Here is a 22334-nt window from a genome sequence, read left to right as displayed (position 1 = left end):
CCGGTTTGGCCCGCTCAAAGGCCGCTGCCCGCTACTCTCGCTACAGGCCAACCGGAAGGGATCAAGCATGAATGCGCGCCCACTCATCGCCGCAGGAGTGCTCATCGGTTCAACAGCCGGATGCAGCTTTTCTTTCTCAATCGGTAGCGACACCTGCGCCGACTTTGCCAACTACACGGCCGAGGAGAAGCAGAAGGCGGTGGAGGAGATCTACGAGCGAGGCGATCCGTCGGCTGACAATCCGACAGCTTCCGACCTTAACCTGCGCCTACCTTCGCTCGAGACCTACTGCGACAAGAATCCCGACGACAAGCTGTCTGACCTGACGCCTGACTGATCGGTCACCGGGTCGCTGGAAGCCGGATACCGTTGGACCGATGACCGATGCCTCCACGCCGTCCGCCAACCGCAGTCAGGTGAAAGTGGTGCTGTGCGACGACCACCCGATCTGGCGCTCAGGCGTGCGAGCTGACCTTGGGGCCAACTTCTGGGTGGTCGGCGAGGCCGGCGACGCCGACGAGGCGATCGCCGTCATCGGCGAGACCCAGCCCGACCTGGTGGTGTGCGACCTGCACATGCCCAAGGGCGGCGGCATCAAGGTGGCTCGTGAGTGCGGCGAGGACACCAAGGTGGTGATGCTCACCGTTTCGGAGCAGGAACGCGACCTGCTCGACGCAGTCGCCGCCGGCGCCGCCGGCTACCTGGTGAAGTCCACCCCGCCCGACGAGCTGCGCGACGGCCTGTGGCGCGCCGCCCAGGGCGAACCGGTGTTTAGCCCGGCCTTGGCCGCCTTGGTGCTGGGCGAGTTCCGCCGTCTGGCCAAAGGCACCGAGAGCCACTCGGCGCTGTCGGACCGCGAGCGCGAGGTACTCACCTACGTCGCCCGTGGCCACACCTATAAGGAGATCGGCGCCGAGCTGTTCATCGCCGACAAGACCGTCGAGAACCACGTGCGCAACATCCTGTCCAAGCTGCACCTCAACCGGCGCCAGGAGCTGATCCGCTATGCGGTCGAGCACGGTCTGGACTGAGCCGGCCGAGGCTCAACCCAGCGGCTCGAGCAGCTCCAAGCGGTTGCCGAACGGATCGTTCGCGTACACCCGGTCGTAGCCCTCCAGCGGCTCGTCGACGACAACGTCGACCCCGGCGCCGTGCAGCCGCTCCACGAGCGCCCCCAGCCCGTCGACAAGCAGCGCCGGGTGGGCCTTGCGGGCCGGGCGAAAGTCGGCCTCGACCCCGAGGTGAACCTTGAGCGGTCCATCCTCAAACCAGCATCCGCCCCGCTTGGCCAGGTGCATCGGTTTGGCCACCTGCGAGATGCCGAGCACCCCGGAGTAGAAGGCGACGGCCTTGTCCTCCCCGCCGGCGGGCATGGCGAGCTGCACGTGATCGATACCGACGATGCCCATCGTGAGATGATGGCCGACGGCCCAGAACATCGCACGCACTGTGCGGTGAACACCACGTGAGGATTCGATGCGACCGACCACCCCCGACTTCCAACCAAGCCGTCGACGATGAGCGGATCGAACCGGCTCGCCGTGCGGGTGGGCGGCTACGCGCTCGCCACCCGTGACCATGAGGGCTCACTGGAGATCCTGCTCACCCGCTGCGGGCCCGATGCGCGGTTCCCGGGCCAGTGGGCGCTTCCCGGTGGCGGCATCGAGTGGGGCGAACACCCGCGCGACACCGTCGTGCGGGAGGTTGCCGAGGAGACGTCGCTCGACAGCGTCCCCGGGCCGCTGCTGACGTCCTACGCCCGGCGCGTCGCCGCTAAAGGCAGCTTTCCCGAAGGCATGGCCATCGGGATGATCTTCGCCGCCCGCGTTGCGGACGGCACGCCCGTGCTGGTCGAGAACGACGGCACCAGCGATCTGGTTGCTTGGCACCCGATGGACGCTCTGCCCGAGCTGGCATGGAACGCCGAGGCGGCGGTCGACCTGGTTCGAGCCGGCGCTCGCTCCCAGCAACCCGCCGACGATCAGCCTGGCCCGGGCCTTGGCATCCCCCACCGGCCTCGCAGCTCACGGCGGCGCCTCGGCGCCTACGCCATCGCCACCAACCATGACGCCGACGTCCCCCGCATCCTGTTGGTCAAGCTGGCGATCGACGACCCCGAAGCCGGCTGTTGGAACCTGCCCGGTGGCGGCGTCGAACCGGGTGAGTCCCCGCTGGAGGCGCTGCACCGAGAGTGCTACGAGGAGACCGGTCTGGCGCTCACCAACGTCACGATCCACGACGTTGACTCACGGGTGTACGAGTCCTGGGGCACAATGCAGATCAAACACAACGTGGGGGTGATCTATCGGGGCACCGCTCGAGGCGCACCCGAGATCATGGAGACCGACGGAAGCAGCGCCGAGGTCGCTTGGTGGCCCTTCGACGAGGCCGCCGACCTCCCGCTGACCATGCTGACCCGCGGGGTGCTGGCCGGGGAGCTGCTCCGCTCGGCCGAGGGGTAGCCGACCGGACACCGGCACCTCACTGCGTCGGCGGGGCCAGGGCCAGGCGGCCTGCTCGGCGCAGCGACCCGGCGCTGCGCAGCGCACGGATCAGCTGCGGGAATCCCCCCAGCGCCACGCGGCGCACCCGCTGATCCTCGAGCGGCGTGGTCAGGCCGTAGCTGGGCACCTCCACCTCGGGCTCGTAGGTGCCGAACAGCCGGTCCCAGATCATGGTGTGCCCACCGAAGTTCTTGTCCAGGTACTGCGGGTTGGAGGCGTGGTGGACCCGGTGGTTGGACGGGGTGGTGAACCAGCGATCGAACCAGCCCAGCCGGGTGATCATCTCGGTGTGTTGAAGCTGGCCCACCATCAGGCTGAAGGCACCCATCACCGGGTACATGATCGGCGGAAACCCCAGCAGCGGGGCCCACAACCCGGTAAACGGCTTGTAGAACACCTCGGTCCAGGGCATGCGCACGGCGGTCACAAACGTCAGCGACTCGGCCGAATGGTGCACCTGATGTGAGGCCCACAGCACCGACACCCGATGCTCGGCCCGGTGAATCCAGTAGTAGGCGAAGTCGCCGATGATCCAGTACGCCAGCCAGGTGAGCGGGCTACGCCACGACCAGTCGAAGATGCCGACGTGACGGTACAGCCAGATGTAGCCGGCGACGGCGGCCGACCCTGCGGCGGCCACCTTGACCGCCAGGTAGCCGATCCCCACGCCGACCGACGTGGCGCTGTCCCGCCGATTCCACCGGCCGGCCCGGATGCTGACCACCAGCTCGATGACCACCAGCGTGAGCACCGACCCGAACAGCACGGCGTTGGCGTTGACCGGCAACAGGTTGCCGGTGGCCGGGTCGAGAGCGAGGGTTAAGGCGGGAATCGCTGGCATGACCCCATCGTGCGGTCACGACAGCCCCCAGACCATCGGGGCAATCCCCCAAACCCGCCTGGGGTCACCCACCGGCCAGCCGAAACCGAGGAGTCAGCCCGCTGATCACGTACGAACTAGATTGAATCTCACTTCATTGCTCCAACGGGAGGCCCCAAACGATGACCAACGAACCGCCAAACCCAGCAAGTGACGAACCCCAGCAGGAGGGCTCACCCCCCGGTCCAGGACAGGAGCCGCCTGCTCCCGGCCCGCAGCAGCCACCTCCGCCCGAGTATCCGGGGCAACAACCGCCACCCGGTGGCTACCCGCAGCAACCGCCTCAGCCCGGCTATCCGGGGCAACAACCTCCACCCGGTGGCTACCCGCAGCAACCGCCCCAGCCCGGGTACCCGATGCAGCAACCGCCACCCGGTGGCTACCCACCGCAACAGCCTCCCGCCAAGAACAACTCGGGATGCATCAAGATCGGCCTCATCGTTCTTGCGGTGCTCGCCATCCTGGGGTTGATCGGCGGCGGTTGTCTGGTGTTTGGCCTCAACCGGGCGGTCGACGAGATTGAAACCCAGACCGGCAAGGCCGACCCCTCGGACTACGAGCTGACGGGGCCCGAATGCAGCAATGATGAATTCGCCGGCCCGACGGCCAATGGCACGCTTAAGAACACCTCGGGCGAGTCCCAGGCGTTCGAGGTGTCGGTGCGGTTCACCGACGCCGACGGCAACCTCATCTCCGAGGACACGACGTTCACCGACTCAATCGACGCCGACCAGACCGCCAACTGGGAGGTGACCACCTTCGAAACGGCGGAGGGCGACATCAGCTGCGAAGTATCCGAGGTGAACTACTCCCTCTTCGACGGATAGCCGCCCACCAGCCGCCCTTAACAGCCATCCGCAAGCCCAAAACTTGGGCACCACCCCATACTGGGGAGCTGAAACGACCGTCAGGCGGTCATTTCAGCTCCCGAGTACCAGACCCACCCCGAACTGGGGAGTGGGCTCGACCGTCTGGCGGTCGTTTCCACTCCCGACTTCCGGAAGGTGGGCGTGGGGGGTGGGGCGTGGGCTCGCGGTGGGGTGAGCTGTGAGGGTGTCGCGCCGGATGGGCGCTACTCGGGGGGTGCCGGCGCCTCGGGGGTGTCGCGGCGGATGGTGAGGTCGATCGAGGGTTCCGGACGCAGGGTCGGAAACAGCACCACGTCGCGGATCGACAACGAGTTGGTCAGCAGCATGATCAGCCGATCGATGCCGATGCCGAGCCCCACCGTGGGCGGCAACCCGTACTGGAGCGCCCGCACGTAGTCCTCGTCCACCGTCATCGCCTCGGGGTCACCCGCAGCTCGGGCCTCGGCCTGCTCGGTGAAACGGGCCAGCTGCTCGTCCGGGTCGGTCAGCTCAGCGAAGCCGTTGCACAGCTCCCGCCCGGCGACGATGCACTCGAAGCGCTCGACGTAGCCCGGTCGGTCGCGGTGCGCCCGGCTGAGCGGCGACACCTCCACCGGGTAGTCGGTGACAAACGTCGGCTGGATCAGCGTGTGCTCGATCAGTTTCTCGTACAGCTCCAACAACAGCTTGCCCGGCCCATCGCCGTCGTCGTAGTGGACGTCGTGGGTGTCGCACAGCTGGCGCAGGCGTTCGATCGGTGTGTCGACGCCGATCGTCTCGCCGACCGCCTCCGACGTCAGCTCGTCCATCGGCGCCCGGCGCCACGGTGGGGCCAGGTTGAGCTCGTGCTCACCGCTCTGCACCGTCGTCGTGCCCAGCAGTTCGGCGGCCAGGTGGGCGACCAGCTGCTCGGTCAGCTCCATGTAGGTGTCGGAGTCGCCGTAGGCCTCGTAGCTCTCCAGCATGGTGAACTCGGGGTTGTGACGGGTGGAGATGCCCTCGTTGCGGAACACCCGGCCGATCTCGAACACCCGCTCCATGCCGCCGACGACCAGCCGCTTCAGGTACAGCTCGGGGGCGATGCGCAGGTACAGCGGCAGGTCGAGCGCCTCGTGGTGGGTCTCGAACGGGGTGGCCAGCGCGCCGCCGGGCTGGCTGTGCAGCATGGGGGTCTCGACCTCGAGGTAGTTGCGATCCTCGAAGAAGCGGCGGATCAGCGACACCGCCCGGCTGCGCAACACCAGCGCATCACGGGCCTCCTCGGTGGTCCACAGGTCGACGTAGCGCTGCCGGTAGCGGGTGTCGGTGTCAGCTAGGCCGTGCCACTTGTCGGGAAAGGGGCGGCGGGCCTCGGCCAGGCGCACCCAGTCGTCCACCTTCACCGACAGCTCGCCGCGGCGGGTGGTCATCACCTCGCCGGTCACGCCGATCCAGTCGCCCAGCGACAGGCCGGCGAACGCATCGAAGTCCGGCGTCGACGCCTTGGGGGCAAACAGCTGGACGCGACCCGTGCCGTCGGCCAGCGTGCCGAAGCCCAGCTTTCCCTGGATGCGGCGCAGCATCAGCCGGCCGGCCACGGTGATCGTCTCGCCGGTTTCGGTGCCGGGCTCCAAGTCGCCCCAGCGGGCCCGAACGTCCTCGGACGGGGTGACCCCCTCGAAGGAGTACGGCTGAGCCAGCCGCCCGCTCGCCTCGGCGTTCTCGGTCGCCTCGGTGACAGACGCCTCGGTGGCAGCTGGGTCGGACCCAGCTGCCTCGGCCGTGGGCGAGTCGGGCGTTGGAGGGTCGGAGTTTGGGTCGGTCACTGGTTCTTCTCCCAGATGAGGCGCAGCCCGTGGAGTGTGATCCACGGGTCGAGGTGGTCGAGGGTGTTGGCGTGCGGGGCGATGACGTCGGCCAGCCCGCCGGTGGCAACGATGGTGGCCGTTCCGCCCAGCTCCTGGACAATTCTTTGCGTCATGCCGTCGACCATGGCGGCGGTGCCGTACAAAACGCCGGACTGGATCGACTCGACCGTGGTGCGCCCCACCACCGATCGGGGCGGCACCAGCTCGACCCGTCGCAGCCCTGCCGCTCGGCCGAACAGGGCGTTCAGGCTGATCTCGACGCCGGGGATGATCGCCCCGCCCAGGTAAGCGCCGTCGGCCGAGATCACGTCGAAGGTGGTGGCGGTGCCGAAGTCGACCACCACGGTCGGCCCGCCGTAGCGGTCGAGCGCACCGACGGCGTTGGCCACCCGGTCGGCACCCACCTCGGTCGGGTTGTCGTAGCGGATCGGCAGGCCGGTCTTCACGCCGGGTCCGACCACCACCGGCTCGATGCCAAAGCGGTGCTCGCACATCTGGCGCAGCTCGGCGGTTACAAAGGGCACCCCAGAGCTGATGGCGATGCCATGCAGTTCGACGTCGGCGTCCAGGTGATCCTCGGCCGACTCGAGCAGTTGTCGCAGCACCATCGCCAGCTCGTCGCTGGTGCGATCCGCCTCGGTGGAGATACGCCAATGGTCGACCAGGTCGCTGTCGTCTGCGCCGCTGCTGGGCAAGCCGGGCGAGCCGTCCCCACCGACGGGCACGGCCTCCCGGTACAGGCCGACCATCGTCTGGGTGTTACCGACGTCGATGGTCAACAGCACGGCGACGCTCCGGTTCGGGCCGCAGGTCGCACCTGCGCAGCGCTCGCTCCCAGCGGCCGCACTAGGCCTGTGCTCACTAGGGCTGTGCTCACTAGGGCTGTGCTCACTTGGACTTCTTCTTGGATTTCTCCAGTTCCCTGCGCACGTTGGCCACCATGCGCGCCGCCGACATCGAGAACGACCCCTCGCGGTAGGCCGGATAAAAGATGGCGCCCGCCAGGATCACGTTGACCTGTAGCTCGACCTCGGTCCGGATCATCTCGTACTGGATGTCGCCGGACGGGCCGATCGGCACGTCGACCACCCGCTCGGTGCCCGACCACACCGCCCCGATCACCAGCGAGGCCACCGCCATGAGTTCGTCGGTGGTCAGGTCGCGAGCCTGGTGGAAGCGGGCCAGATCGGTGGCCAGCTCGCTGATCCACAGCTGGATCTCGCGCCCCAACGCCATGCGCAGAGCGCTGGAGCCGCCGAAGCGCTCCTTGGCGATGAAGCGGAAGTGTTTGGGGTGTTCGCGTGCGTATCCGAGGAAGGTGACCACCGAGTTCTCGACCAGCTCGGCGGTCGACACCGGTTGGGCGCGGATGGCCCGCATCACTTGGCGCAGCTCGGAGAAGCTCTCGTCGACGAGCACCAGCCCCACCTCGCCCATGTCGGCGAAGTGGCGGTAGAAGGTGGCGGGCACAACTCCGGCGTCGCCGGTGATCTCACGAATGCTGATGTCGGTGAACGACTGATCACCGGCCAGGCGCTCCAGGGCGGCGTCCAGGAGCGAGCGGCGGGTGCGCTCCTTCTGCTCGCTTCGGCTGCCGGTGGCCGCCTCGCCCGAGCGAGGCTTGGACGGCCGCTTGGCGGTAGATGCTGCCTTGGCCGATCGGCTGGGTGCCCGGGTGCCGCTCGGCGCCTTTGCCGGCGAGCGCCGCTTGGCAGGGGCACCGGACCCCGCACGCTTGGCGGGCGCCGACGCCTTCCGATCGGGCGTCTTCGCCGGATCCGCATCACCCGAAGGCTGACCGTCGGCAGAATCGGCACCGTCGACCTCGCCGGCGGCCGCCGACCCGCCCCGCCGGGAGCTCATCGTGCGGGTGAAGGGTTGGGAAGGGTCACGACGTGAACGGTAGCGGTCGCGGCCCAACGCAGGCGCCGATCGGAGCTGAGCAACTTTTCAGTGAACACCTGTTGACTGAAACCTCAAACACCGTTACAGTGCACACATGTTCACTCAAACCCGCCCCGTCCTCCGCCGGGTTGCCGACGCCCTGTCGAGCCCGCTGCCGGTTGATGCCTACCTGGGGCTGCTCGACCCGCTGTGGTCATCCACCTCGTTGAAGGGCCGGGTGGTGTCGGTCACCCCCGAGACCCACCGCAGCGCCACGATCACCATCTATCCCGGCCGCGGCTTCGGAGGCTACGAGGCCGGCCAGTGGGTGACGGTCGGCGTCGAGATCGACGGCGTGCGCCACCGGCGCTGCTATTCGCTCACCTCCAACCCGGAGCGTTCGGAAGGCCTCATCTCGATCACGGTGTCGGCGATGCCCGAGGGGCTGGTGTCCAACCACCTCGTCTACGGCACCGAGCCGGGCGACTACCTCACTCTGGAGCAGCCCTCCGGCGACTTTCACCTGCCCGCCGACCGCACCAACCCCATGCTGTTCATCACCGGCGGCTCGGGCATCACCCCCGCCATGGGGATGATCCGCACGCTGGTCGGCGCGGAGGAGTGCCACGACGTCGTGCTGTTGCACCACGCACCCGACGCCTCGGAGACCATCTTCGCCGCCGAACTGGCCGAGCTGGACAAGCGCACCCCGGGCCTCACCGTGAACGTCGCCCACACCGGCGCTGGTGCGCCGCCGCCCGAGCTGGCCCTCACCGTCGAACGCCTCGACCGGGAGTGCCCGGACTGGCGCAGCCGCACCGCATGGGCCTGTGGCCCCGCGCCGATGCTGGACGACGTCGAGACTGCGTTCGGCTCGGCCGGCGTCGCCGACCGCCTCAACATCGAACGCTTCGTTCCCAAGGCGCGCCCCGCTGCCGCCGGTGGCGAAGGCGGCCGGGTGAGCTTCACCAGCTCCGGCGGCGACACCGTGCTCGACGGCTCGACCACCCTGCTCGACGGCGCCGAGGCCGCCGGCCTCTCCCCCGCCTCCGGCTGCCGCATGGGCATCTGCCACACCTGCGTCGTGCCCCTCGAGTCCGGATGCGTGCGCGACGTGCGCACCGGTGAGCTCACCTCCGACCCCGGCACCCACGTGCAGGTATGTGTCTCAGTCGCCGCCGGCGACGTCGAGATCGCCCTGTAACCCCACCGGCTCCACCCCCACGCCAGACCCCCTCCACCGCACCTCACGATCGGAACCACATGACCGCAACCATCTCCCGCCCCCTCTCCACCCAAACCATCCCGGCTCGGCGCACCGATGCCGACAATACGGCCATCGAGCGCAGCACCGACGAACCCGACACCAAGCCCACCCCCCGGGCCGGCGGCCTCACGCTGGAGCAGTCCGAAGCCTTCGGCGCCGCCATGGACGAACTGCGCGAGCAGATCCGTGCCGACCTGGGCGCCGTCGATGCCAACTACATCCGCCGGGTGATCGCCGCCCAACGCAAGCTGGAGGTCGGTGGCCGTTTGGCGCTGTTCGGCTGGTTCCTGCCGCCGCTGTGGGTGGCGGGCGCCGTGTCGCTGGGCCTGGCCAAGATCCTCGACAACATGGAGATTGGCCACAACATCATGCACGGCCAGTACGACTGGATGCGTGACGATGAGATCAACTCCCGGGTGTGGGAGTGGGATCACCCGTCGGTGTCCGAGCATTGGAAGCACTCCCACAACGAGGAGCATCACACCTGGACCAACGTCATCGGCCGCGATCGCGATGTCGGCTACGGCACGTTGCGCATGTCCGAGGATCACCCGTGGAAGCCGGTGTTCCTGCTCAACCCTGTGCTCGCCACGCTGATGGCGATCAACTTCGATCACGGCATCGCCCTCCACGAGATCCACATCGAGGAAATCCAGCGGGGCCGACGCTCGTTTGATGACGTGAAGCCGCTCCTCGCAGAGATCGGCCGGAAGTCGGGTAAGCAGGCGCTGAAGGACTACGTGCTGTTCCCGGCGCTCACCGGCCCCGGGTTCCTGCCGGTGGCCGGCGCCAACCTCACCGCCAACCTGATGCGCAACCTGTGGACGTTCGTGATCATCTTCTGCGGACACTTCCCCGACGGGGTCGAGCAGTTTCCCGAGGACATCATCGAGGGCGAAACCCGGGGCGACTGGTATGCCCGGCAGATCCTCGGGTCGGCAAACATCGACGGCAACCAGTTGTTCCATCTGATGACCGGCAACCTCAGCCACCAGATCGAGCATCACGCGTTCCCAGACATCCCCGCCCGTCGCTACGCCGAGATGGCGCCCCGGGTGCAGGAACTGTGCGAGGAGTTTGGACTGGAGTACAACAGCGGCGGCCTGGTCCAACAGTTCGGCACGGTCGTCCGCAAGATCGGCGCCTTGGCCCTGCCCGAGAGTTTCGGCCCCAAGGCCTGGTACCGCAAGATCTTCAGCCGCTGACCTGTACGCCGCTACCAGCGGACGTCGAGCCCGACCAGCGCCACGAATGTTGAGTCTCGACTGAGCAGGATCGCGTGTTCGAGCATTGCCTGGGCTGCCAGCATGCGGTCGAACGGATCGCGGTGATCCCAACGCAAACCTCCGGCCCGCAGCGCGTGTTCCGGCGCCACGGAAAGGTTGACCGCGCCAAGCGTCTCGACCGCCGAGCGGTACTGGGCGACGATGGGCTCCGCCTCGGGAAACTTGCCGAGTCGGGTCTTGATTGCCAGCTCCCAAGCTGTGGCCGCCGATACCCAAATGTCGGTCGACGGCTCCTCGATCAAGGCCCTCGCCTCAGCGCCGAGGCGGGAGGGTGCACTCACCGCCCACACCAGCGCGTGGGTATCGAGTAGCACCTTGGTCATTCCCAGCCGGCCAGTTCCTCGTCGGACAGAGGTTCAAACAGCGCATCGGGGACGTCGAGCGGCAGAAACCCGAGCCGACGCGGTGGTGGTTCGTCGATTGGCACCAGCCGGGCGACCCGACGTCCGGACCGGGCGATGACCACATCATTTCCAGCAGCAGCCGCATCCAACAACTCGGACAGCTTGGCCTTCGCCTCGGCAACATTCATTTGGATGACCATAGTGACCAAGTCTAGTTGATCACATCGAGGTTTGAAGCCAAGTCGTACGGTGTTCTCCATGATGCACCTGTTTGCCAGCCTGCCTGCTGCTCGATCAGCCGAGCCGCTTCGATGATCTCCCACCTGCCGGTGGTGATCGATCATCCAGTGGGCGACGCTGCCTACGCCGGGATGTCGGCGGACCACCCGATGCGAAGGGTCACGCTGGCTGCCGCGTTCGATCCCGATAGTTGGACCGACGAACGCCGCCGACGGGTCACCGAGCTGTTCGATGGCTTGGCGGAGGACTGGTCGAGCCGCGATGTGCCCGGCCGGGAGGCGCCGATCCTCGACGCGCTCGACCGGGGGCTGGCGGCCGCTCCGACGGCCGAGCGCCGTATCGCCCTCGACGTCGGGGGCGCCGACGGGATCAACAGCCGCCATCTGACGCCGGTGTTTCCCGAGATGATCACGCTGGACCTTTCGCTGGAGATGCTGCAGCGTTCGGCTGGGCGGGCGCCCTCCCGCGTGCAGGCCGATGGTTCGTGCCTGCCGGTCTCCGACCGATCGGTCGATGCGATCTTCTTGATCAACGCCTTCCTGTTTCCTGGCGAAGTCGAGCGGGTGCTGGCGCCGAACGGGGTGCTGATCTGGGTGAACTCCCGGGGCGCCGCTACACCGATCGGCCTGCCGGCCCCAGACGTAGACCGAGCGCTGCCCGGTGCCTGGTCGGGCGTCGCCTCAACGGCCGGCTGGGGTACCTGGTCGGTGCACTGGCGAAGCTGAGGCTCAGCCGTCGCCGTTGCTCGCCGCCATCACGGTCCCACTGGACCCGGACCGTCCCGACACGCTCGTGTGGCGACGCTCGGTTGACCGGTCATTCGCTGGCTCACGACACTGCCTGGTCAGGCCTTGTCGGCTGCGACCCACGTGGCGTGAAACCCGTGGGGCACCCGTTGGGGCAGTTCGATCGTCGCCACCGGCTCGGCGGCGAAGTCCTGGGCGGCGAGGATCAACAGGTCGCTGCCGTCGCGCGCGGCGTTGTAGCTGTAGGTCAACACGTAACCGTCGTCCTCGGCGTCACCGGTGGGCACGAACAGCCCCTCGTCGCAGACCCGGTCGGCGCCCGGGTTGAAGTACTCCTGGGTGAAGGTGTCGAAGTCGTGCTTGTACAGCCCGCCCAGCTGCACGGTGTCGGGGTTGGCGACCGCCTCGATCATGTAGCCGTAGCGGTAGGGCCGCCCCACCCGCCGGGGATCCCTGCTGGGCAGGTCCATGTGCAGGTCGGCCTCGAGGGTCTCGTCAGAAAACGCCAGTTCTTTGCCGGCAGTGTTGATGCGCCAGCGATGCAGCTCGGGTGCCTGACCCAGCGGGCCGGCCTCGAACATCGTTTCGAACTGGCTGACGTCGACGACGATCTCGTCTCCGTCCCGAAAAGCGTTGATGCCGTGGAAGACGTAGGCCGGCGGCACCTCCACCCAGCGGATGTCGGCGTTGGTCCCGCCGAGGGGCATCACCCCGACTCGGGCGCCGTACTCCGGTTCCCACCGGAAGGGCAGGCTGGTCCCTTCGGCCGCCAGCGACAGATCGAGCACGACCGGAAACTCCCAGAACACGACGTCGCGATCGGTGATGGCGAAGTCGTGGATCATCGTCGATCTGCCCACCTCGATCTGCTCCGAGTGGATCAGCTGACCCTGGGCATCGGCGACGTGATAGGTGAGAAAGGGCTCGAAGAGCCCGTACCCGAAGAAGTGCAGCTCGCCCGTCTCAGGGTCAACCTTCGGGTGTGCGGTCATATTGGTGTCGAGCTTGCCGGCGAAGTCGTGAACGCCAATCGTCGAGAGGTCCCCGGGCGACAGCTCGTAGGGAAACCCGATCTCGCCCGAGGTGAACAGCCGACCATTGTGAGTGAAGGCCGACACGTTGCTGTAGCCGATGTCGGCGCCGGGTACCCCTGCGTCGGCGATCCCCCCGCCGCTCTCGAACAGGGTGGTGTGCACCCAGCGGTTGGCATAGGACCGGGCCTGTCCATCCTCAAGATGCACGCCGTGCACCATTCCGTCGCCGACGAACCAGTGCCCCGATGTACCTGCCCGGCTATTGGAACCGTTGCGCACGTACAGCCCGGCCAGCGCCTCAGGGATCGAGCCGGTGACCTTGAGCGAGGTCGACGCCACCTCCTCGACGACGGGAGCAAAGTTGCCCTGCAGCCACCACGGCGTATCGCCGGCGACTTCGATGAGCGCACGCGTGGTCGACGGTGCGGCAGCGGTCGACGATGCGCTGGCACCCACCTCGGTGCCGCTTCCGCCGCAGGCGGTCAGCAGGCTAGGGAATGCAGCGAGGCCAACGGCGCCGCCCCCGGCTCGGGTGAGAAACTGCCTTCGGTTCATGGGCCGCTGCTGCACAGCGAGACGATAACGACCCTTCCAGGCAAGCGCCTCGAACTTGCCTCATTCCTGAGGATCGTCGACGCCTCACCAAATCACTGCCACACTCCGGAGCCACCGGTAGCGTTCACCCATGGCTGAGTTTCCACCCAACATCGGCTCTCCCGCGACCCGGGCCATCACCCGGGCCGGCATCGTCTCGCTGACCGACCTCGCCGGCTGGAGCGAGGCCGAGCTCGGCGAGCTGCACGGCGTCGGGCCGAAGGCGGTCGCGATCCTCGGCGACGCGCTCGACGAGGCCGGCAAGGCCTTCGCAACCGACACCCGCGCCTCGGACACCGCCGAGGTGGACGCGTACCTCGACGCAGCGCCGTCGCCGCAACGCGAGACCCTGCGCACGGTCAGAGCCACGTTGCTGGAACTCCTCCCCCACGGGCGCGACGCGATGAGCTACTCGATGCCGGCGGTGCAGCTCGACGGCATCTCCGTGGCCGGTTACTCGGCCAACAAGAACCACTGCGGCTACTACGCCCACAGCGGCAGCACGACCCAGGCCGCCGGCGAGCGGCTCGACGCCTACGTCACGACCCGATCCGGCATCCACTTCGACGTCGACACCCCGCTGCCGAAATCGGTACTGCGGCTGATGGTCTCGCTGAAGCTGGCCGAGCTGGGTGCGGTCGACCGGGGCATCCGATCGGAGTACTACCCCGATGGCCAGCTGAAGGCCCAAGGCCGCATGAAGGACGGCAAGCCGAGCGGGCGATGGAAGTGGTTCGACAAGGACGGCAGCCTCAAGCAGGTCGGCACCTTCCGGGTCGGCGAGCGGACCGGCACCCGGACCAGCTACGACAGCGACGGCAACCTCACCGACACGACCACCTACTGATCGAAATGCTCGAGCTGACCGTCGACCGGCCAGTTCCTGGGGCTAGCTCCCGGTGAGGCGCCTCAGGCGGGTTCCCATCGGCGAATAACGCAAGATGCACTGCACGGCCTGCACACCATCGCGCCAGCCGATCTTCTTGCCCTCGTCGTAGGTGCGACCCGAGTAGCTGATGCCGGTCTCGTAGATGCGTAAATTGCGGGCCGACACCTTGGCGGTGATCTCCGGCTCGAAACCGAAGCGGTCCTCCTCGATCTCGATGCTCTGGATCACCTCACGGCGGAACATCTTGTAGCAGGTCTCCATGTCGGTCAGGTTCAGGTTGGTGAACATGTTCGACATGGTGGTGAGGAAGCGGTTACCCACCGAATGCCAGTAGTAGAGCACCCGGTGCGGGCCGCCGGCGAGGAACCGCGAGCCGTAGACCACGTCGGCCCGACCGTCGAGCAGCGGCTCGAGCAGCACGCCGAATTCGGCCGGGTCGTATTCGAGGTCGGCATCCTGGACGACGACATACTCGGCCGTCGCCTCGGTGAAGCCACGGCGCAGCGCCGCACCCTTGCCCTGGTTGTGGCCCTGGTCGTACACCTCGACGCGAGGGTCATTGAGCGAGCGTGCCAACGCAAGCGTGTTGTCGGTCGAGCCGTCGTTGACGATCACCAGCTCGGCGCACCACGGCGACTCGAGCACGCGTGTGGCCGAGGCCACCAACGTTTCCTCTTCGTTGTAAGCGGGCATCACGACCGAGAGCACCGGTCGAACATCGGAGGTCACGACTTCTCCTTGGGGCAGGGGACCCGACATTCTCCCACGGTGCGCCGACGGCAGGGAAGCTCAGGCGGCCAGGGGCGCCGCGATCCGGTGCGAGTGCCCGCAGTAATCGCACCCACGGTCGAACTGGGTGTCTTTACTGTCGGACGTCCAGCAGTAAAGACACCCAGATGGGGCATGGGTGTCTTTACTGTCGCTCTCAGGTGACGATGTCGAGGCCGATGTCGAGGGCCGGGGCCGAGTTGGTCAGCGTGCCCGAGGAGACCAAGTCGACGCCTGCCGCCGCGTAGGCGGCGACGGTGTCGACGTTGATACCGCCCGAGGCCTCAAGCAGGCACCGGCGGGGCGAGGCGCCCTGCAGCTCGGCCGCCCGGACGACGCACTCGCCGACCTGCTCGGGCGACATGTTGTCGAGCAGCACCGAGTCGGCTCCGGCATCGATGGCCACGATCATCTGATCAAGGTCCTCGCACTCGACGACGACGGTGCGGTTGGGCCAGCGGTCCTTGGCCAACGCCACCGCCTCGGCGGCGCCCAGTCCGGTGAGGTGGTTGTCCTTCACCATGATCGCATCGGACAGGTTGGCCCGGTGGTTGCGCCCTCCCCCGGCGCGCACCGCGGCCTTCTGCAGCGAGCGCAGGCCGGGCAGCGTCTTGCGGGTATCCCACACCCGGGTGGGCGACCCGACCGCCGCCACCCGATCGACGAACGTCGCCGTCAGGGTGGCGATGCCCGACAGATGTGACAAGAAGTTGAGGGAGGTGCGCTCGGCGGTCAACATCGTTCGCAGTCGGCCCTCGACCGTGGCGATCACCGATTCCGATTCCAGGCGGGCGCCGTCGGTCAACATCCAGGAGACCTCGAGCGCCGGATCGACCTGGGCAAACGTCTCGGCCGCGCACTCGACCCCGGCCAGCACGCCCGGTTGACGGGCCCGAAACTGCGCCACCGCAACAGCGTCATCAGGGACCAGCACGCTGGTGAGGTCGCCCAGCGGCGTGAGGTCCTCCGCCAGCGCGCGCTGCACGGCGGACCGCACCTCGAATCGCGGCGGGGACAGGTAGTCGTCGACGGGGCTGCTCATCGCACCATTGTTGCCGTCGCGAAGCGGGCGATACCCATGGGCACGGTCGCCTCCCGACTCGGGTCGGTCGCCACTTCGAGCGCAACACGACCCAGCCACCCAACTCGATGCCGGCCCGAGGCGCCGGGCGAGTTAGCCGCCGAGCAGCAGTCGCAGGCGGAACCGGTCGGAGGCGTCGGGAAAATCCTCCCGGGTATGACAGCCGCGGCTCTCCTCCCGGGCCATGGAGACGTCGATCATCGCTACCCCCAGGTCGACCAGGTTGCGCACCTCCTCGGCCGAGCGGGTGCGGGCCGTGCCGGCCAGCGCGGCGCCGACCGCCTCCAGCTCGATGCGGGCGGCGTTCAGGCTGTCCGCCGAACGCAGCACCCCGGCACCGATGGTCATCGCCCGCTGCACGCGTTCCCGCAGGTCGGCGATCGCCGTGTCGGCGTCCGCCTGTTCGAAGTCACCGACGTCGGCCGGGACCGCCCTGCCGGCCGACGCATCGTCGGACTGCGGCCACTTGGGCACCGGGCTGGCCGGCCGGGACACCGCACGGCCGCCGATGCCGCTGGCGGCGGTTTTGGACCCGGCGGTCGCACCGGACCCGGCATCGGAGCCGGACGGCGTGCTGGAGCCGGACCCGGGGGCGGGGGCGGGGCCGGCCGCGCCGTTGCCGAGCAGCGTACGCATCGCCCCGGTTCCTTGCGGACCCCGTCGGCCCGCCGCCACCGCTTCGGCCACCCGGGGCCCAAAGACCATGCCCTCGAGCAGCGAGTTGGAGGCCAGCCGGTTGGCCCCGTGCACCCCGGTGGAAGCGGTCTCGCCGGCGGCCCACAGGCCGGGCAACGAGGTGGCGCCGTCCAGGTCGGTGAGTATGCCGCCGCACTGATGATGGGCCGCCGGAGCGACCGGCAGCCAGTCCTTGGCCGGATCGAGACCTGCGGCGGTGAGGTCGGCGGCGATCGACGGAAACCGCGACGCGAAATCGTCGAGCACCGTCGCGTCCAGCCACAGATGGTCGACGTCCTGGTCGAGCATCGTGCGTGTCATCGCCCTGCTGACGACATCGCGGGGCTTCAGCTCGTCGACGAAGCGGTCGCCGTGGCGGTCGAGCAGCAGCGCGCCGTGCCCGCGCAGTGCCTCCGACAGGAGGGGGCGGGGCATCGACGGCAGGGCGAGCGCCGTCGGGTGGAACTGGAAGAACTCGAAGTCGGCGACGACGGCGCCGGCTCGCATCGCCATCGCCACGCCGTCTCCGGTGGCCACCCGGGGGTTGGTCGTGATCCAGAACAGTTGTCCGGCGCCGCCGGTGGCCAACAGCACATTGCGGGCAGCCACCTCGATCGATACGCCGTCGGCGTTCAGCGCCGTCACCCCGACCACCTGCGAACCATCGGGCGACAACACCAGGTCGGTTGCGAATGCCTGCTCGTGGATGGCGGCCGCGGTGGCCTTCACGGCGTGCACCAGCGCGCGCTCCACCTCGCGCCCGGTGGCCGCCCCGCCAGCGTGGAGAATGCGCGGAACGCTGTGCCCGCCCTCGCGTGCCAGCTGGAACTCGCCGGCCTCGTCCATGTCGAAGACCGCGCCGAGCGCGATCAGCTCCTGAACCCGGCGAGGCCCCTCATCGACCAACACCCGCACCGCCGCCGGGTCGCACAACCCCGCGCCTGCTGCCAAGGTGTCGGCCAAGTGCAGATCGAGCTCCTCCGGATCGAGCGACAGCGCTGCGGCCACCCCACCCTGAGCCCAGCGCGTGGTCGCCTGCTCGAGCTCACCCTTGGTCAGCACGCCGACCGACAGCCCCGCCTCGGCCGCCCGCACCGCCGCCGACAGCCCGGCCACACCGGAGCCCAACACCAACAGGTCGAGTTCGTTCATGTGTCGCGTCCTCCGCGTCTGGGTGCTCGGTCACCAGTCGAAACCTCGGGATCGCTTGTCGACAGAGCAATCGCAGGCGAGGTGCCGGCCGGATCGGTGGGGACGTTATCGAGCAGGCGGGGGATGCCGAACTGGGCCGCCGCGAGGATCCGCACCCCGGGCAGTGCCAGTTCGGCCGGTTGCATCGTGGTCGGATCGACCACCTCGGCGTAGTCGAAGTGCGCCAGCGGTTCGGCGGTGATGCGCGCCTCGATGTGGGCGCGCACCGCCTGGACGCTGCGCTCACCGGCGGCGATCAAGTCGGCCGCCTCGACGAGCGCCCGGTGTAGCACCGGCGCCGCCGTGCGCTCGTCGGGGGTGAGGTAGACGTTTCTGCTCGATAGGGCCAGCCCATCGGGCTCGCGCACGATGGGACACCCGACCACGTCGACCGGGAGGGACAGGTCGGCCGCCACGCGGGTGACGATCGCCAACTGTTGGAAATCCTTCTCACCAAAGTAGGCACGGCAAGCTCCGGTGATGGCGAACAGCTTGGTCACCACCGTCGCCACGCCGGCGAAGTGCGTGGGGCGCGAGGCGCCCTCCATCGCATCACCCAAGCCGGCGACGCTCACGGTCGTCAGCGGTTCCTGTGGGTACATCTCGCCATCCCCGGGCACGAACACCCATGTGGCACCAGCCGCTTGTGCGGCAGCCAGATCGGCCTCGATCGGGCGGGGGTACGCGTCGAGGTCCTCGCCGGCGGCGAACTGCAGCGGGTTGACGAAGACGGTGACCAGCGCGTCGCAGCCGTCGGCGACGGCGGCGCCGATCAAGCTGACGTGACCGGCGTGCAGGGCGCCCATCGTCGGCACCAGGCCCACCCTGCCTCCGGCGGCACGAGCCCGGGCCGTGCGGGCCCGGACCTGATCGATCGTGCTCAGGACCTCCACGGCGGAGCACTCCCCTCATCGGTTGCGGCCCGAATGGTAGGCCACGCCAGGCGCAGCGCCTGGCGGGCCAGCGCCTCGTAGGCCGGGCGCTCGTCGGGCGCGAGCGCTGCGAGGTGGGCGGCGACGGTGGGCCAGTCCCCGCGGGCGACCGGGCCGGTGAGCGCCTCGGCCGTGCCGACGCGGGCTGCGCCGGCCAGCGCCCCTTCGGCCAGCGACATGATCGCCTCGGTCGGGACGCCGGCGCCGCCGGCCACCCGCTCGGCCTGGCCGAGCAGGGCGACCAGGTGGTTGGCGGCGATCGCGGCCGAAGCGTGGTAGGCGACGCGGTGCTCGTCGGCCACCCGAAAGGTCTGTGCCCCCAACGCCGACGCCAGCGCCTCGACCAGCGGGTCGCCGGCCAGCGCCATCCAGGCGCCCCGAAGCGCAGCCGGCCCAGCGGACCCGCGGGGCACCGCCACCAACGGGTGGAGGCTGGCACGCCGTGCGTGGGGAGCGAGCACGTCCAGTGTCAGTGCACCGGCGCAGTGGGCGACGACCGCGCCACCAACCGGGTTCGGCTGGACCGCTGCTGCCACGTCGGCCACCGCCCCATCAGGCACGCACAACACGAGCAGCGCCACCCCGTCCGCGGACGCTGCGACGTGAGGGCCTCGACCCCCAACCAGATCGACCTCCCACCCGGAAGCGGCCAACGCGCCGGCCAGCGCCGAGCCCATTCGGCCGCGGCCGAGCACCCGCACCGGAAACGGCCCGGCTCCCCCGGCCGACGTGGTGTCGGCCCCGCTCAAGGTGATGTCATCGCTCGAAATAACCGGACCCAACTAGAGGGGATCGGTCTGGGTCACCCGGCCTTCGGCCTGCTCGACGTCAACCTCGGACACCAGGTCCGGGGCCAGATCGCGCATCGGCGCCAACACAAAGCGGCGTTCCTTCCAGCGGACGTGCGGGATGGTGAGGTCCGGATCGTCCAGCTCCACGCCATCCATCCAAACGATGTCGATGTCGAGGGTCCGCGGGCCCCAGCGCTCGCCGCGCACGCGGTCGGCGGCGCCCTCCAAGCGATGGCATAGGCCAAGTAGCTCGATAGGGCGCAGGTTGGTGTCGAGCTCGACGACCAGGTTGAGGAAGGAGTTTTGGGGCGGGCCACCCACCGGGTTGGTCTCGTACACCGGAGATACCGCCACCAGGTCGGGAAGCGAGTCGACCGCAAAGCGCAGCGTGGCCCGCCGGTCACCCAGGTTGGAGCCGAGGCTGAGGAAGGTGCGCATCAACCCACCGCCCCACGTCGGGTGATCCGCACTCCGGCGAACGCCAGGTCGTGGGGCACCGGTGGGCGCAGCTTGCGGACGCTGACCGTGACCTCGTCCACCCGGGCGCCGGCCTCACCGTCGCTGCGACCCTCGGACAGTGCAGCATCGGCGACCACTTGGGCCAGGCGCTCGAGCAGGTCGTAGTGCTGCTGGGCGCAGGCGGCGACGACCGCGTCGGTGACCGCGCCGTAGTCGATCGTGTCGGCCAACGCATCGCTGGCACCCGCCGGTGCGAGGTCGGCGGTGAGGACGAGGGCGAGCTCGAGGGGCTGGGGGCGCGAGCGCTCCTCGGGGAGCACCCCGACGCTGGCCATCACCCGCAGCCCCGCCAACTCGATCTGATCGGTTGTCACCACGCTGTGCTCAGTCCCCCGCCGGATCGGCGGACTCACCGGTCTCGTCGGACTCGTCGGCCCCGTCCGGGTCGGCGGTCTCGTCGACGACCGGCGCCGCTGGGGTCTGGGGGCGCGGCGGCAGCGGGGTGTCTCGGATCAAGACGGCGGTCGTCACCAGGTCGCGGCCGGCCGGGCCGAGACGACGGCCGACGATCTGTTCGGTCACCGCCGTTGCCTTGTGGGTTTCGGGCACCAGGTTGGACCACACGACGTAACCGGCCATCAGGCCGACCAGGGCGTCGGACACCTCTTCTTGGTGGAACAGCACTGCGTTGCCGGCGGCGATGTGACCGCTGAGGTCTTCGTAGATCGTCTGCAGGTAGCGGGGCAGGTCGTCGTTGCGCGGGAAGGGACGGTGCAGCCATGCCACCCCCAGCTCGTCGTAGTTGTGCAGGTTGTGGGGGCTGGTCGAGAGGCTGACCACGTGGTGGAAGCCCTGCTCGCGGATCCAGATGATCTCCTCTTGGCGGCGCACCTTGCGGTGGCTTTCGCCGTAGCCGCCCGGCCGTTCGCACACGGCGAGGCGGTCGGTGATGACCCAGTGGAAGTTCCGTGGGGTGATGCCCTGTGCCCATTTGCCTTTCGGCATCAGCGCTCCTTGGGGATGGGTTGGGAGGCGGGGGCGCCTCCGGTGGTTGAGACTCCGCTGGCGGCGGACGAGCGGGGGGGAACCCCGGCGGCCGCCAGCGCTGCCATGGTGGCGGCCACGTCGTGGACTCGTAGCAGATCGATCCCGGCGCATGCCGCCCACACCGCTGTCGCCAGCGATGCTTCCAGCCGATCGTCGGCAGGCGGGTTGGCCACCACAAGGTCGCCGGTCGAACGACCACCAACCACTGGGTTGTCCCCGTCGAGCCGCAGGGTGGCACTGCCGGCGACCGGGGGGGTCGCCCGCCGGTCGGCGCGCCCGCTGAGCACGCCGAGGCTGGACTTGCGGCTGGTGCCCAGCGCCACCGGCCAGCCGGTGGCGACCAGGTGATCGAGGTGGGCGAGCAGGTCGAGGTTTCCGCCCAGGTCCTTGCCAAAGCCGATGCCGGGATCGATCCACACCTTGGGCGCGCCCATCCGGGCCGCCTCGGCGGCCGCGCCGGCCAACGCCTCGGTCACTTCAGCAACCACATCCTCGTAGCCGCAGTGCTCGGCCATCACCGTCGGGGGTGCGGGGCTGTGCATGGCGATCCAGCCCACACCCAGGTCGGCGGCGACATGGCCCAGGCCGGCACCGACATCGTTGATGATGCCGGCGCCGACGGCGACGGCAGCCCGGGCCACCGTCTCGCTGCGCGTATCGATCGACACCATTGTCGTCTCGCTGAGCGCTTCAACCACGTCGATCACGCGGGCGAGTTCCTCGGCGGTGGATACGGCCTGGGCACCGGGCCGTGTCGACTCCCCACCGACGTCGATGATGGCGGCGCCCTCGGCGATCATCATCCGGCCGTGAGCGACCGCATCGTCGGTGGCCAGGAAGGTGCCGCCGTCGGAGAACGAGTCGGGCGTGGTGTTCAGGATGCCCATCACCAGCACGCCGTCGGTCGGCTCGGCCGACGCGTCACAGCCCCCGGGGGCGTGCGCTGAGGCAGCCTCGTCGACAGCGCTCGGGGCGCGTCGCTCTGAAGGGGCATGGGACGTCACCGGCACAGACTAGAACCAGTTGG

Annotated in this window: 25 protein-coding genes; 8 read left to right on the top strand and 17 right to left on the bottom strand. The window is 68.8% G+C overall.

Annotation, left to right across the window (positions count from 1 at the left end):
- Nucleotides 1-67 precede the first annotated feature (67 nt).
- On the top strand, nucleotides 68-337 hold the full coding sequence (locus IPN02_06320; GenBank protein ID MBK9296464.1) for a hypothetical protein: 270 nt from the start codon (nucleotides 68-70) through the stop codon (nucleotides 335-337).
- Nucleotides 338-377: 40 nt separating this feature from the next.
- Nucleotides 378-1031, top strand: coding sequence for a response regulator transcription factor (locus IPN02_06315; GenBank protein ID MBK9296463.1), 654 nt, complete (start codon nucleotides 378-380; stop codon nucleotides 1029-1031).
- A gap of 12 nt (nucleotides 1032-1043) precedes the next feature.
- Here IPN02_06315 and IPN02_06310 read toward each other — a convergent pair whose 3' ends face one another.
- The gene (locus tag IPN02_06310; GenBank protein MBK9296462.1) at nucleotides 1044-1409 is read right to left on the bottom strand and encodes a VOC family protein; all 366 of its coding nucleotides are present in this window, start codon (nucleotides 1407-1409) and stop codon (nucleotides 1044-1046) included.
- Between the two features lie 108 nt (nucleotides 1410-1517).
- On the opposite strand from IPN02_06310, the gene IPN02_06305 reads away from it, so the two are divergent.
- Nucleotides 1518-2462: an NUDIX domain-containing protein gene (locus IPN02_06305; GenBank protein MBK9296461.1), complete on the top strand. Its 945-nt coding sequence runs from the start codon at nucleotides 1518-1520 to the stop codon at nucleotides 2460-2462.
- Nucleotides 2463-2481: 19 nt separating this feature from the next.
- On the opposite strand, the gene IPN02_06300 is transcribed toward IPN02_06305, so the two are convergent.
- Complete coding sequence (locus IPN02_06300; protein MBK9296460.1) at nucleotides 2482-3345, bottom strand: sterol desaturase family protein; 864 nt, start codon at nucleotides 3343-3345, stop codon at nucleotides 2482-2484.
- 395 nt (nucleotides 3346-3740) lie between these two features.
- Here IPN02_06300 and IPN02_06295 point away from each other — a divergent pair, with 395 nt between their 5' ends.
- On the top strand, nucleotides 3741-4211 hold the full coding sequence (locus tag IPN02_06295) for a hypothetical protein (protein ID MBK9296459.1): 471 nt from the start codon (nucleotides 3741-3743) through the stop codon (nucleotides 4209-4211).
- Between the two features lie 245 nt (nucleotides 4212-4456).
- Here the strand turns inward: IPN02_06295 and lysS are convergent, their stop codons facing one another.
- The 3 genes from lysS to fabR all read right to left on the bottom strand — a co-directional run bounded on the left by lysS (nucleotide 4457) and on the right by fabR (nucleotide 7942).
- Nucleotides 4457-6037 carry a lysine--tRNA ligase gene (gene lysS / locus IPN02_06290; GenBank protein ID MBK9296458.1) on the bottom strand — a complete coding sequence of 527 codons (1581 nt, stop codon included), beginning with the start codon at nucleotides 6035-6037 and terminating at the stop codon, nucleotides 4457-4459.
- Nucleotides 6034-6864 carry a type III pantothenate kinase gene (locus IPN02_06285; protein ID MBK9296457.1) on the bottom strand — a complete coding sequence of 277 codons (831 nt, stop codon included), beginning with the start codon at nucleotides 6862-6864 and terminating at the stop codon, nucleotides 6034-6036. The genes lysS and IPN02_06285 overlap by 4 nt, the downstream gene beginning before the upstream one ends.
- Before the next feature lie 103 nt (nucleotides 6865-6967).
- Nucleotides 6968-7942 carry an HTH-type transcriptional repressor FabR gene (gene fabR, locus IPN02_06280; protein ID MBK9296456.1) on the bottom strand — a complete coding sequence of 325 codons (975 nt, stop codon included), beginning with the start codon at nucleotides 7940-7942 and terminating at the stop codon, nucleotides 6968-6970.
- 136 nt (nucleotides 7943-8078) lie between these two features.
- Here fabR and IPN02_06275 point away from each other — a divergent pair, with 136 nt between their 5' ends.
- On the top strand, nucleotides 8079-9167 hold the full coding sequence (locus IPN02_06275) for a ferredoxin reductase (GenBank protein ID MBK9296455.1): 1089 nt from the start codon (nucleotides 8079-8081) through the stop codon (nucleotides 9165-9167).
- A gap of 59 nt (nucleotides 9168-9226) precedes the next feature.
- A complete protein-coding gene (locus IPN02_06270; GenBank protein ID MBK9296454.1) occupies nucleotides 9227-10435 on the top strand; it encodes an acyl-CoA desaturase in 1209 nt (402 codons plus the stop codon).
- Nucleotides 10436-10446: 11 nt separating this feature from the next.
- Here IPN02_06270 and IPN02_06265 read toward each other — a convergent pair whose 3' ends face one another.
- Together IPN02_06265 and IPN02_06260 are read right to left on the bottom strand one after the other, a co-directional pair.
- Complete coding sequence (locus IPN02_06265; protein MBK9296453.1) at nucleotides 10447-10839, bottom strand: type II toxin-antitoxin system VapC family toxin; 393 nt, start codon at nucleotides 10837-10839, stop codon at nucleotides 10447-10449.
- Nucleotides 10836-11060: a type II toxin-antitoxin system prevent-host-death family antitoxin gene (locus IPN02_06260; protein ID MBK9296452.1), complete on the bottom strand. Its 225-nt coding sequence runs from the start codon at nucleotides 11058-11060 to the stop codon at nucleotides 10836-10838. Before IPN02_06260 ends, IPN02_06265 begins: the two co-directional genes overlap by 4 nt.
- Nucleotides 11061-11171: 111 nt before the next feature.
- Here IPN02_06260 and IPN02_06255 point away from each other — a divergent pair, with 111 nt between their 5' ends.
- A complete protein-coding gene (locus IPN02_06255; protein MBK9296451.1) occupies nucleotides 11172-11825 on the top strand; it encodes a methyltransferase domain-containing protein in 654 nt (217 codons plus the stop codon).
- A 119-nt stretch (nucleotides 11826-11944) separates the two neighbouring features.
- Here the strand turns inward: IPN02_06255 and IPN02_06250 are convergent, their stop codons facing one another.
- On the bottom strand, nucleotides 11945-13450 hold the full coding sequence (locus IPN02_06250; GenBank protein MBK9296450.1) for a carotenoid oxygenase family protein: 1506 nt from the start codon (nucleotides 13448-13450) through the stop codon (nucleotides 11945-11947).
- A 115-nt stretch (nucleotides 13451-13565) separates the two neighbouring features.
- Here IPN02_06250 and IPN02_06245 point away from each other — a divergent pair, with 115 nt between their 5' ends.
- On the top strand, nucleotides 13566-14321 hold the full coding sequence (locus IPN02_06245) for a hypothetical protein (GenBank protein ID MBK9296449.1): 756 nt from the start codon (nucleotides 13566-13568) through the stop codon (nucleotides 14319-14321).
- A 42-nt stretch (nucleotides 14322-14363) separates the two neighbouring features.
- On the opposite strand, the gene IPN02_06240 is transcribed toward IPN02_06245, so the two are convergent.
- From IPN02_06240 to folP, 9 genes are all read right to left on the bottom strand, one after another.
- Nucleotides 14364-15122, bottom strand: coding sequence for a glycosyltransferase family 2 protein (locus tag IPN02_06240; GenBank protein ID MBK9296448.1), 759 nt, complete (start codon nucleotides 15120-15122; stop codon nucleotides 14364-14366).
- 166 nt (nucleotides 15123-15288) lie between these two features.
- The gene (gene nadC, locus IPN02_06235; GenBank protein MBK9296447.1) at nucleotides 15289-16173 is read right to left on the bottom strand and encodes a carboxylating nicotinate-nucleotide diphosphorylase; all 885 of its coding nucleotides are present in this window, start codon (nucleotides 16171-16173) and stop codon (nucleotides 15289-15291) included.
- Nucleotides 16174-16305: 132 nt separating this feature from the next.
- Nucleotides 16306-18039 carry an FAD-binding protein gene (locus IPN02_06230; GenBank protein MBK9296446.1) on the bottom strand — a complete coding sequence of 578 codons (1734 nt, stop codon included), beginning with the start codon at nucleotides 18037-18039 and terminating at the stop codon, nucleotides 16306-16308.
- Nucleotides 18036-18971: a pantoate--beta-alanine ligase gene (locus IPN02_06225; GenBank protein ID MBK9296445.1), complete on the bottom strand. Its 936-nt coding sequence runs from the start codon at nucleotides 18969-18971 to the stop codon at nucleotides 18036-18038. The genes IPN02_06230 and IPN02_06225 overlap by 4 nt, the downstream gene beginning before the upstream one ends.
- Entirely contained in the window at nucleotides 18959-19759 is an 801-nt protein-coding gene (locus IPN02_06220) for a DUF2520 domain-containing protein (protein ID MBK9296444.1), read from the bottom strand. The genes IPN02_06225 and IPN02_06220 overlap by 13 nt, the downstream gene beginning before the upstream one ends.
- A 33-nt stretch (nucleotides 19760-19792) precedes the next feature.
- Nucleotides 19793-20239 (bottom strand): 2-amino-4-hydroxy-6-hydroxymethyldihydropteridine diphosphokinase, encoded by a 447-nt coding sequence (gene folK / locus IPN02_06215; protein ID MBK9296443.1) that lies wholly within the window; start codon nucleotides 20237-20239, stop codon nucleotides 19793-19795.
- A complete protein-coding gene (gene folB, locus IPN02_06210; protein MBK9296442.1) occupies nucleotides 20239-20637 on the bottom strand; it encodes a dihydroneopterin aldolase in 399 nt (132 codons plus the stop codon). The genes folK and folB overlap by 1 nt, the downstream gene beginning before the upstream one ends.
- A 7-nt stretch (nucleotides 20638-20644) precedes the next feature.
- Nucleotides 20645-21265, bottom strand: coding sequence for a hypothetical protein (locus tag IPN02_06205; GenBank protein MBK9296441.1), 621 nt, complete (start codon nucleotides 21263-21265; stop codon nucleotides 20645-20647).
- Entirely contained in the window at nucleotides 21265-22194 is a 930-nt protein-coding gene (gene folP, locus IPN02_06200; protein ID MBK9296440.1) for a dihydropteroate synthase, read from the bottom strand. The genes IPN02_06205 and folP overlap by 1 nt, the downstream gene beginning before the upstream one ends.
- Nucleotides 22195-22334: the final 140 nt, after the last annotated feature.

Origin of the sequence: Candidatus Microthrix subdominans (genome assembly GCA_016719385.1) — a bacterium.
GTDB classification, from domain to species: Bacteria; Actinomycetota; Acidimicrobiia; order Acidimicrobiales; family Microtrichaceae; genus Microthrix; species Microthrix subdominans.
This window is presented reverse-complemented; position numbering and strand designations above follow the sequence as displayed.

Coding starts and splice junctions, on each gene's coding strand:
- IPN02_06300 (MBK9296460.1), bottom strand. CDS start 3,345: ATGCCAGCGATTCCCGCCTTAACCCTCGCTCTCGACCCGGCCACCGGC.
- IPN02_06275 (MBK9296455.1), top strand. CDS start 8,079: ATGTTCACTCAAACCCGCCCCGTCCTCCGCCGGGTTGCCGACGCCCTG.
- IPN02_06270 (MBK9296454.1), top strand. CDS start 9,227: ATGACCGCAACCATCTCCCGCCCCCTCTCCACCCAAACCATCCCGGCT.
- IPN02_06315 (MBK9296463.1), top strand. CDS start 378: ATGACCGATGCCTCCACGCCGTCCGCCAACCGCAGTCAGGTGAAAGTG.
- IPN02_06205 (MBK9296441.1), bottom strand. CDS start 21,265: ATGCCGAAAGGCAAATGGGCACAGGGCATCACCCCACGGAACTTCCAC.
- IPN02_06255 (MBK9296451.1), top strand. CDS start 11,172: ATGATCTCCCACCTGCCGGTGGTGATCGATCATCCAGTGGGCGACGCT.
- folP (MBK9296440.1), bottom strand. CDS start 22,194: ATGGGCATCCTGAACACCACGCCCGACTCGTTCTCCGACGGCGGCACC.
- fabR (MBK9296456.1), bottom strand. CDS start 7,942: ATGAGCTCCCGGCGGGGCGGGTCGGCGGCCGCCGGCGAGGTCGACGGT.
- IPN02_06295 (MBK9296459.1), top strand. CDS start 3,741: ATGCAGCAACCGCCACCCGGTGGCTACCCACCGCAACAGCCTCCCGCC.
- IPN02_06320 (MBK9296464.1), top strand. CDS start 68: ATGAATGCGCGCCCACTCATCGCCGCAGGAGTGCTCATCGGTTCAACA.
- IPN02_06260 (MBK9296452.1), bottom strand. CDS start 11,060: ATGGTCATCCAAATGAATGTTGCCGAGGCGAAGGCCAAGCTGTCCGAG.
- IPN02_06310 (MBK9296462.1), bottom strand. CDS start 1,409: ATGGGCATCGTCGGTATCGATCACGTGCAGCTCGCCATGCCCGCCGGC.
- IPN02_06245 (MBK9296449.1), top strand. CDS start 13,566: ATGGCTGAGTTTCCACCCAACATCGGCTCTCCCGCGACCCGGGCCATC.
- IPN02_06305 (MBK9296461.1), top strand. CDS start 1,518: ATGAGCGGATCGAACCGGCTCGCCGTGCGGGTGGGCGGCTACGCGCTC.
- IPN02_06230 (MBK9296446.1), bottom strand. CDS start 18,039: ATGAACGAACTCGACCTGTTGGTGTTGGGCTCCGGTGTGGCCGGGCTG.
- folK (MBK9296443.1), bottom strand. CDS start 20,239: ATGCGCACCTTCCTCAGCCTCGGCTCCAACCTGGGTGACCGGCGGGCC.
- nadC (MBK9296447.1), bottom strand. CDS start 16,173: ATGAGCAGCCCCGTCGACGACTACCTGTCCCCGCCGCGATTCGAGGTG.
- IPN02_06265 (MBK9296453.1), bottom strand. CDS start 10,839: ATGACCAAGGTGCTACTCGATACCCACGCGCTGGTGTGGGCGGTGAGT.
- IPN02_06240 (MBK9296448.1), bottom strand. CDS start 15,122: ATGTCGGGTCCCCTGCCCCAAGGAGAAGTCGTGACCTCCGATGTTCGA.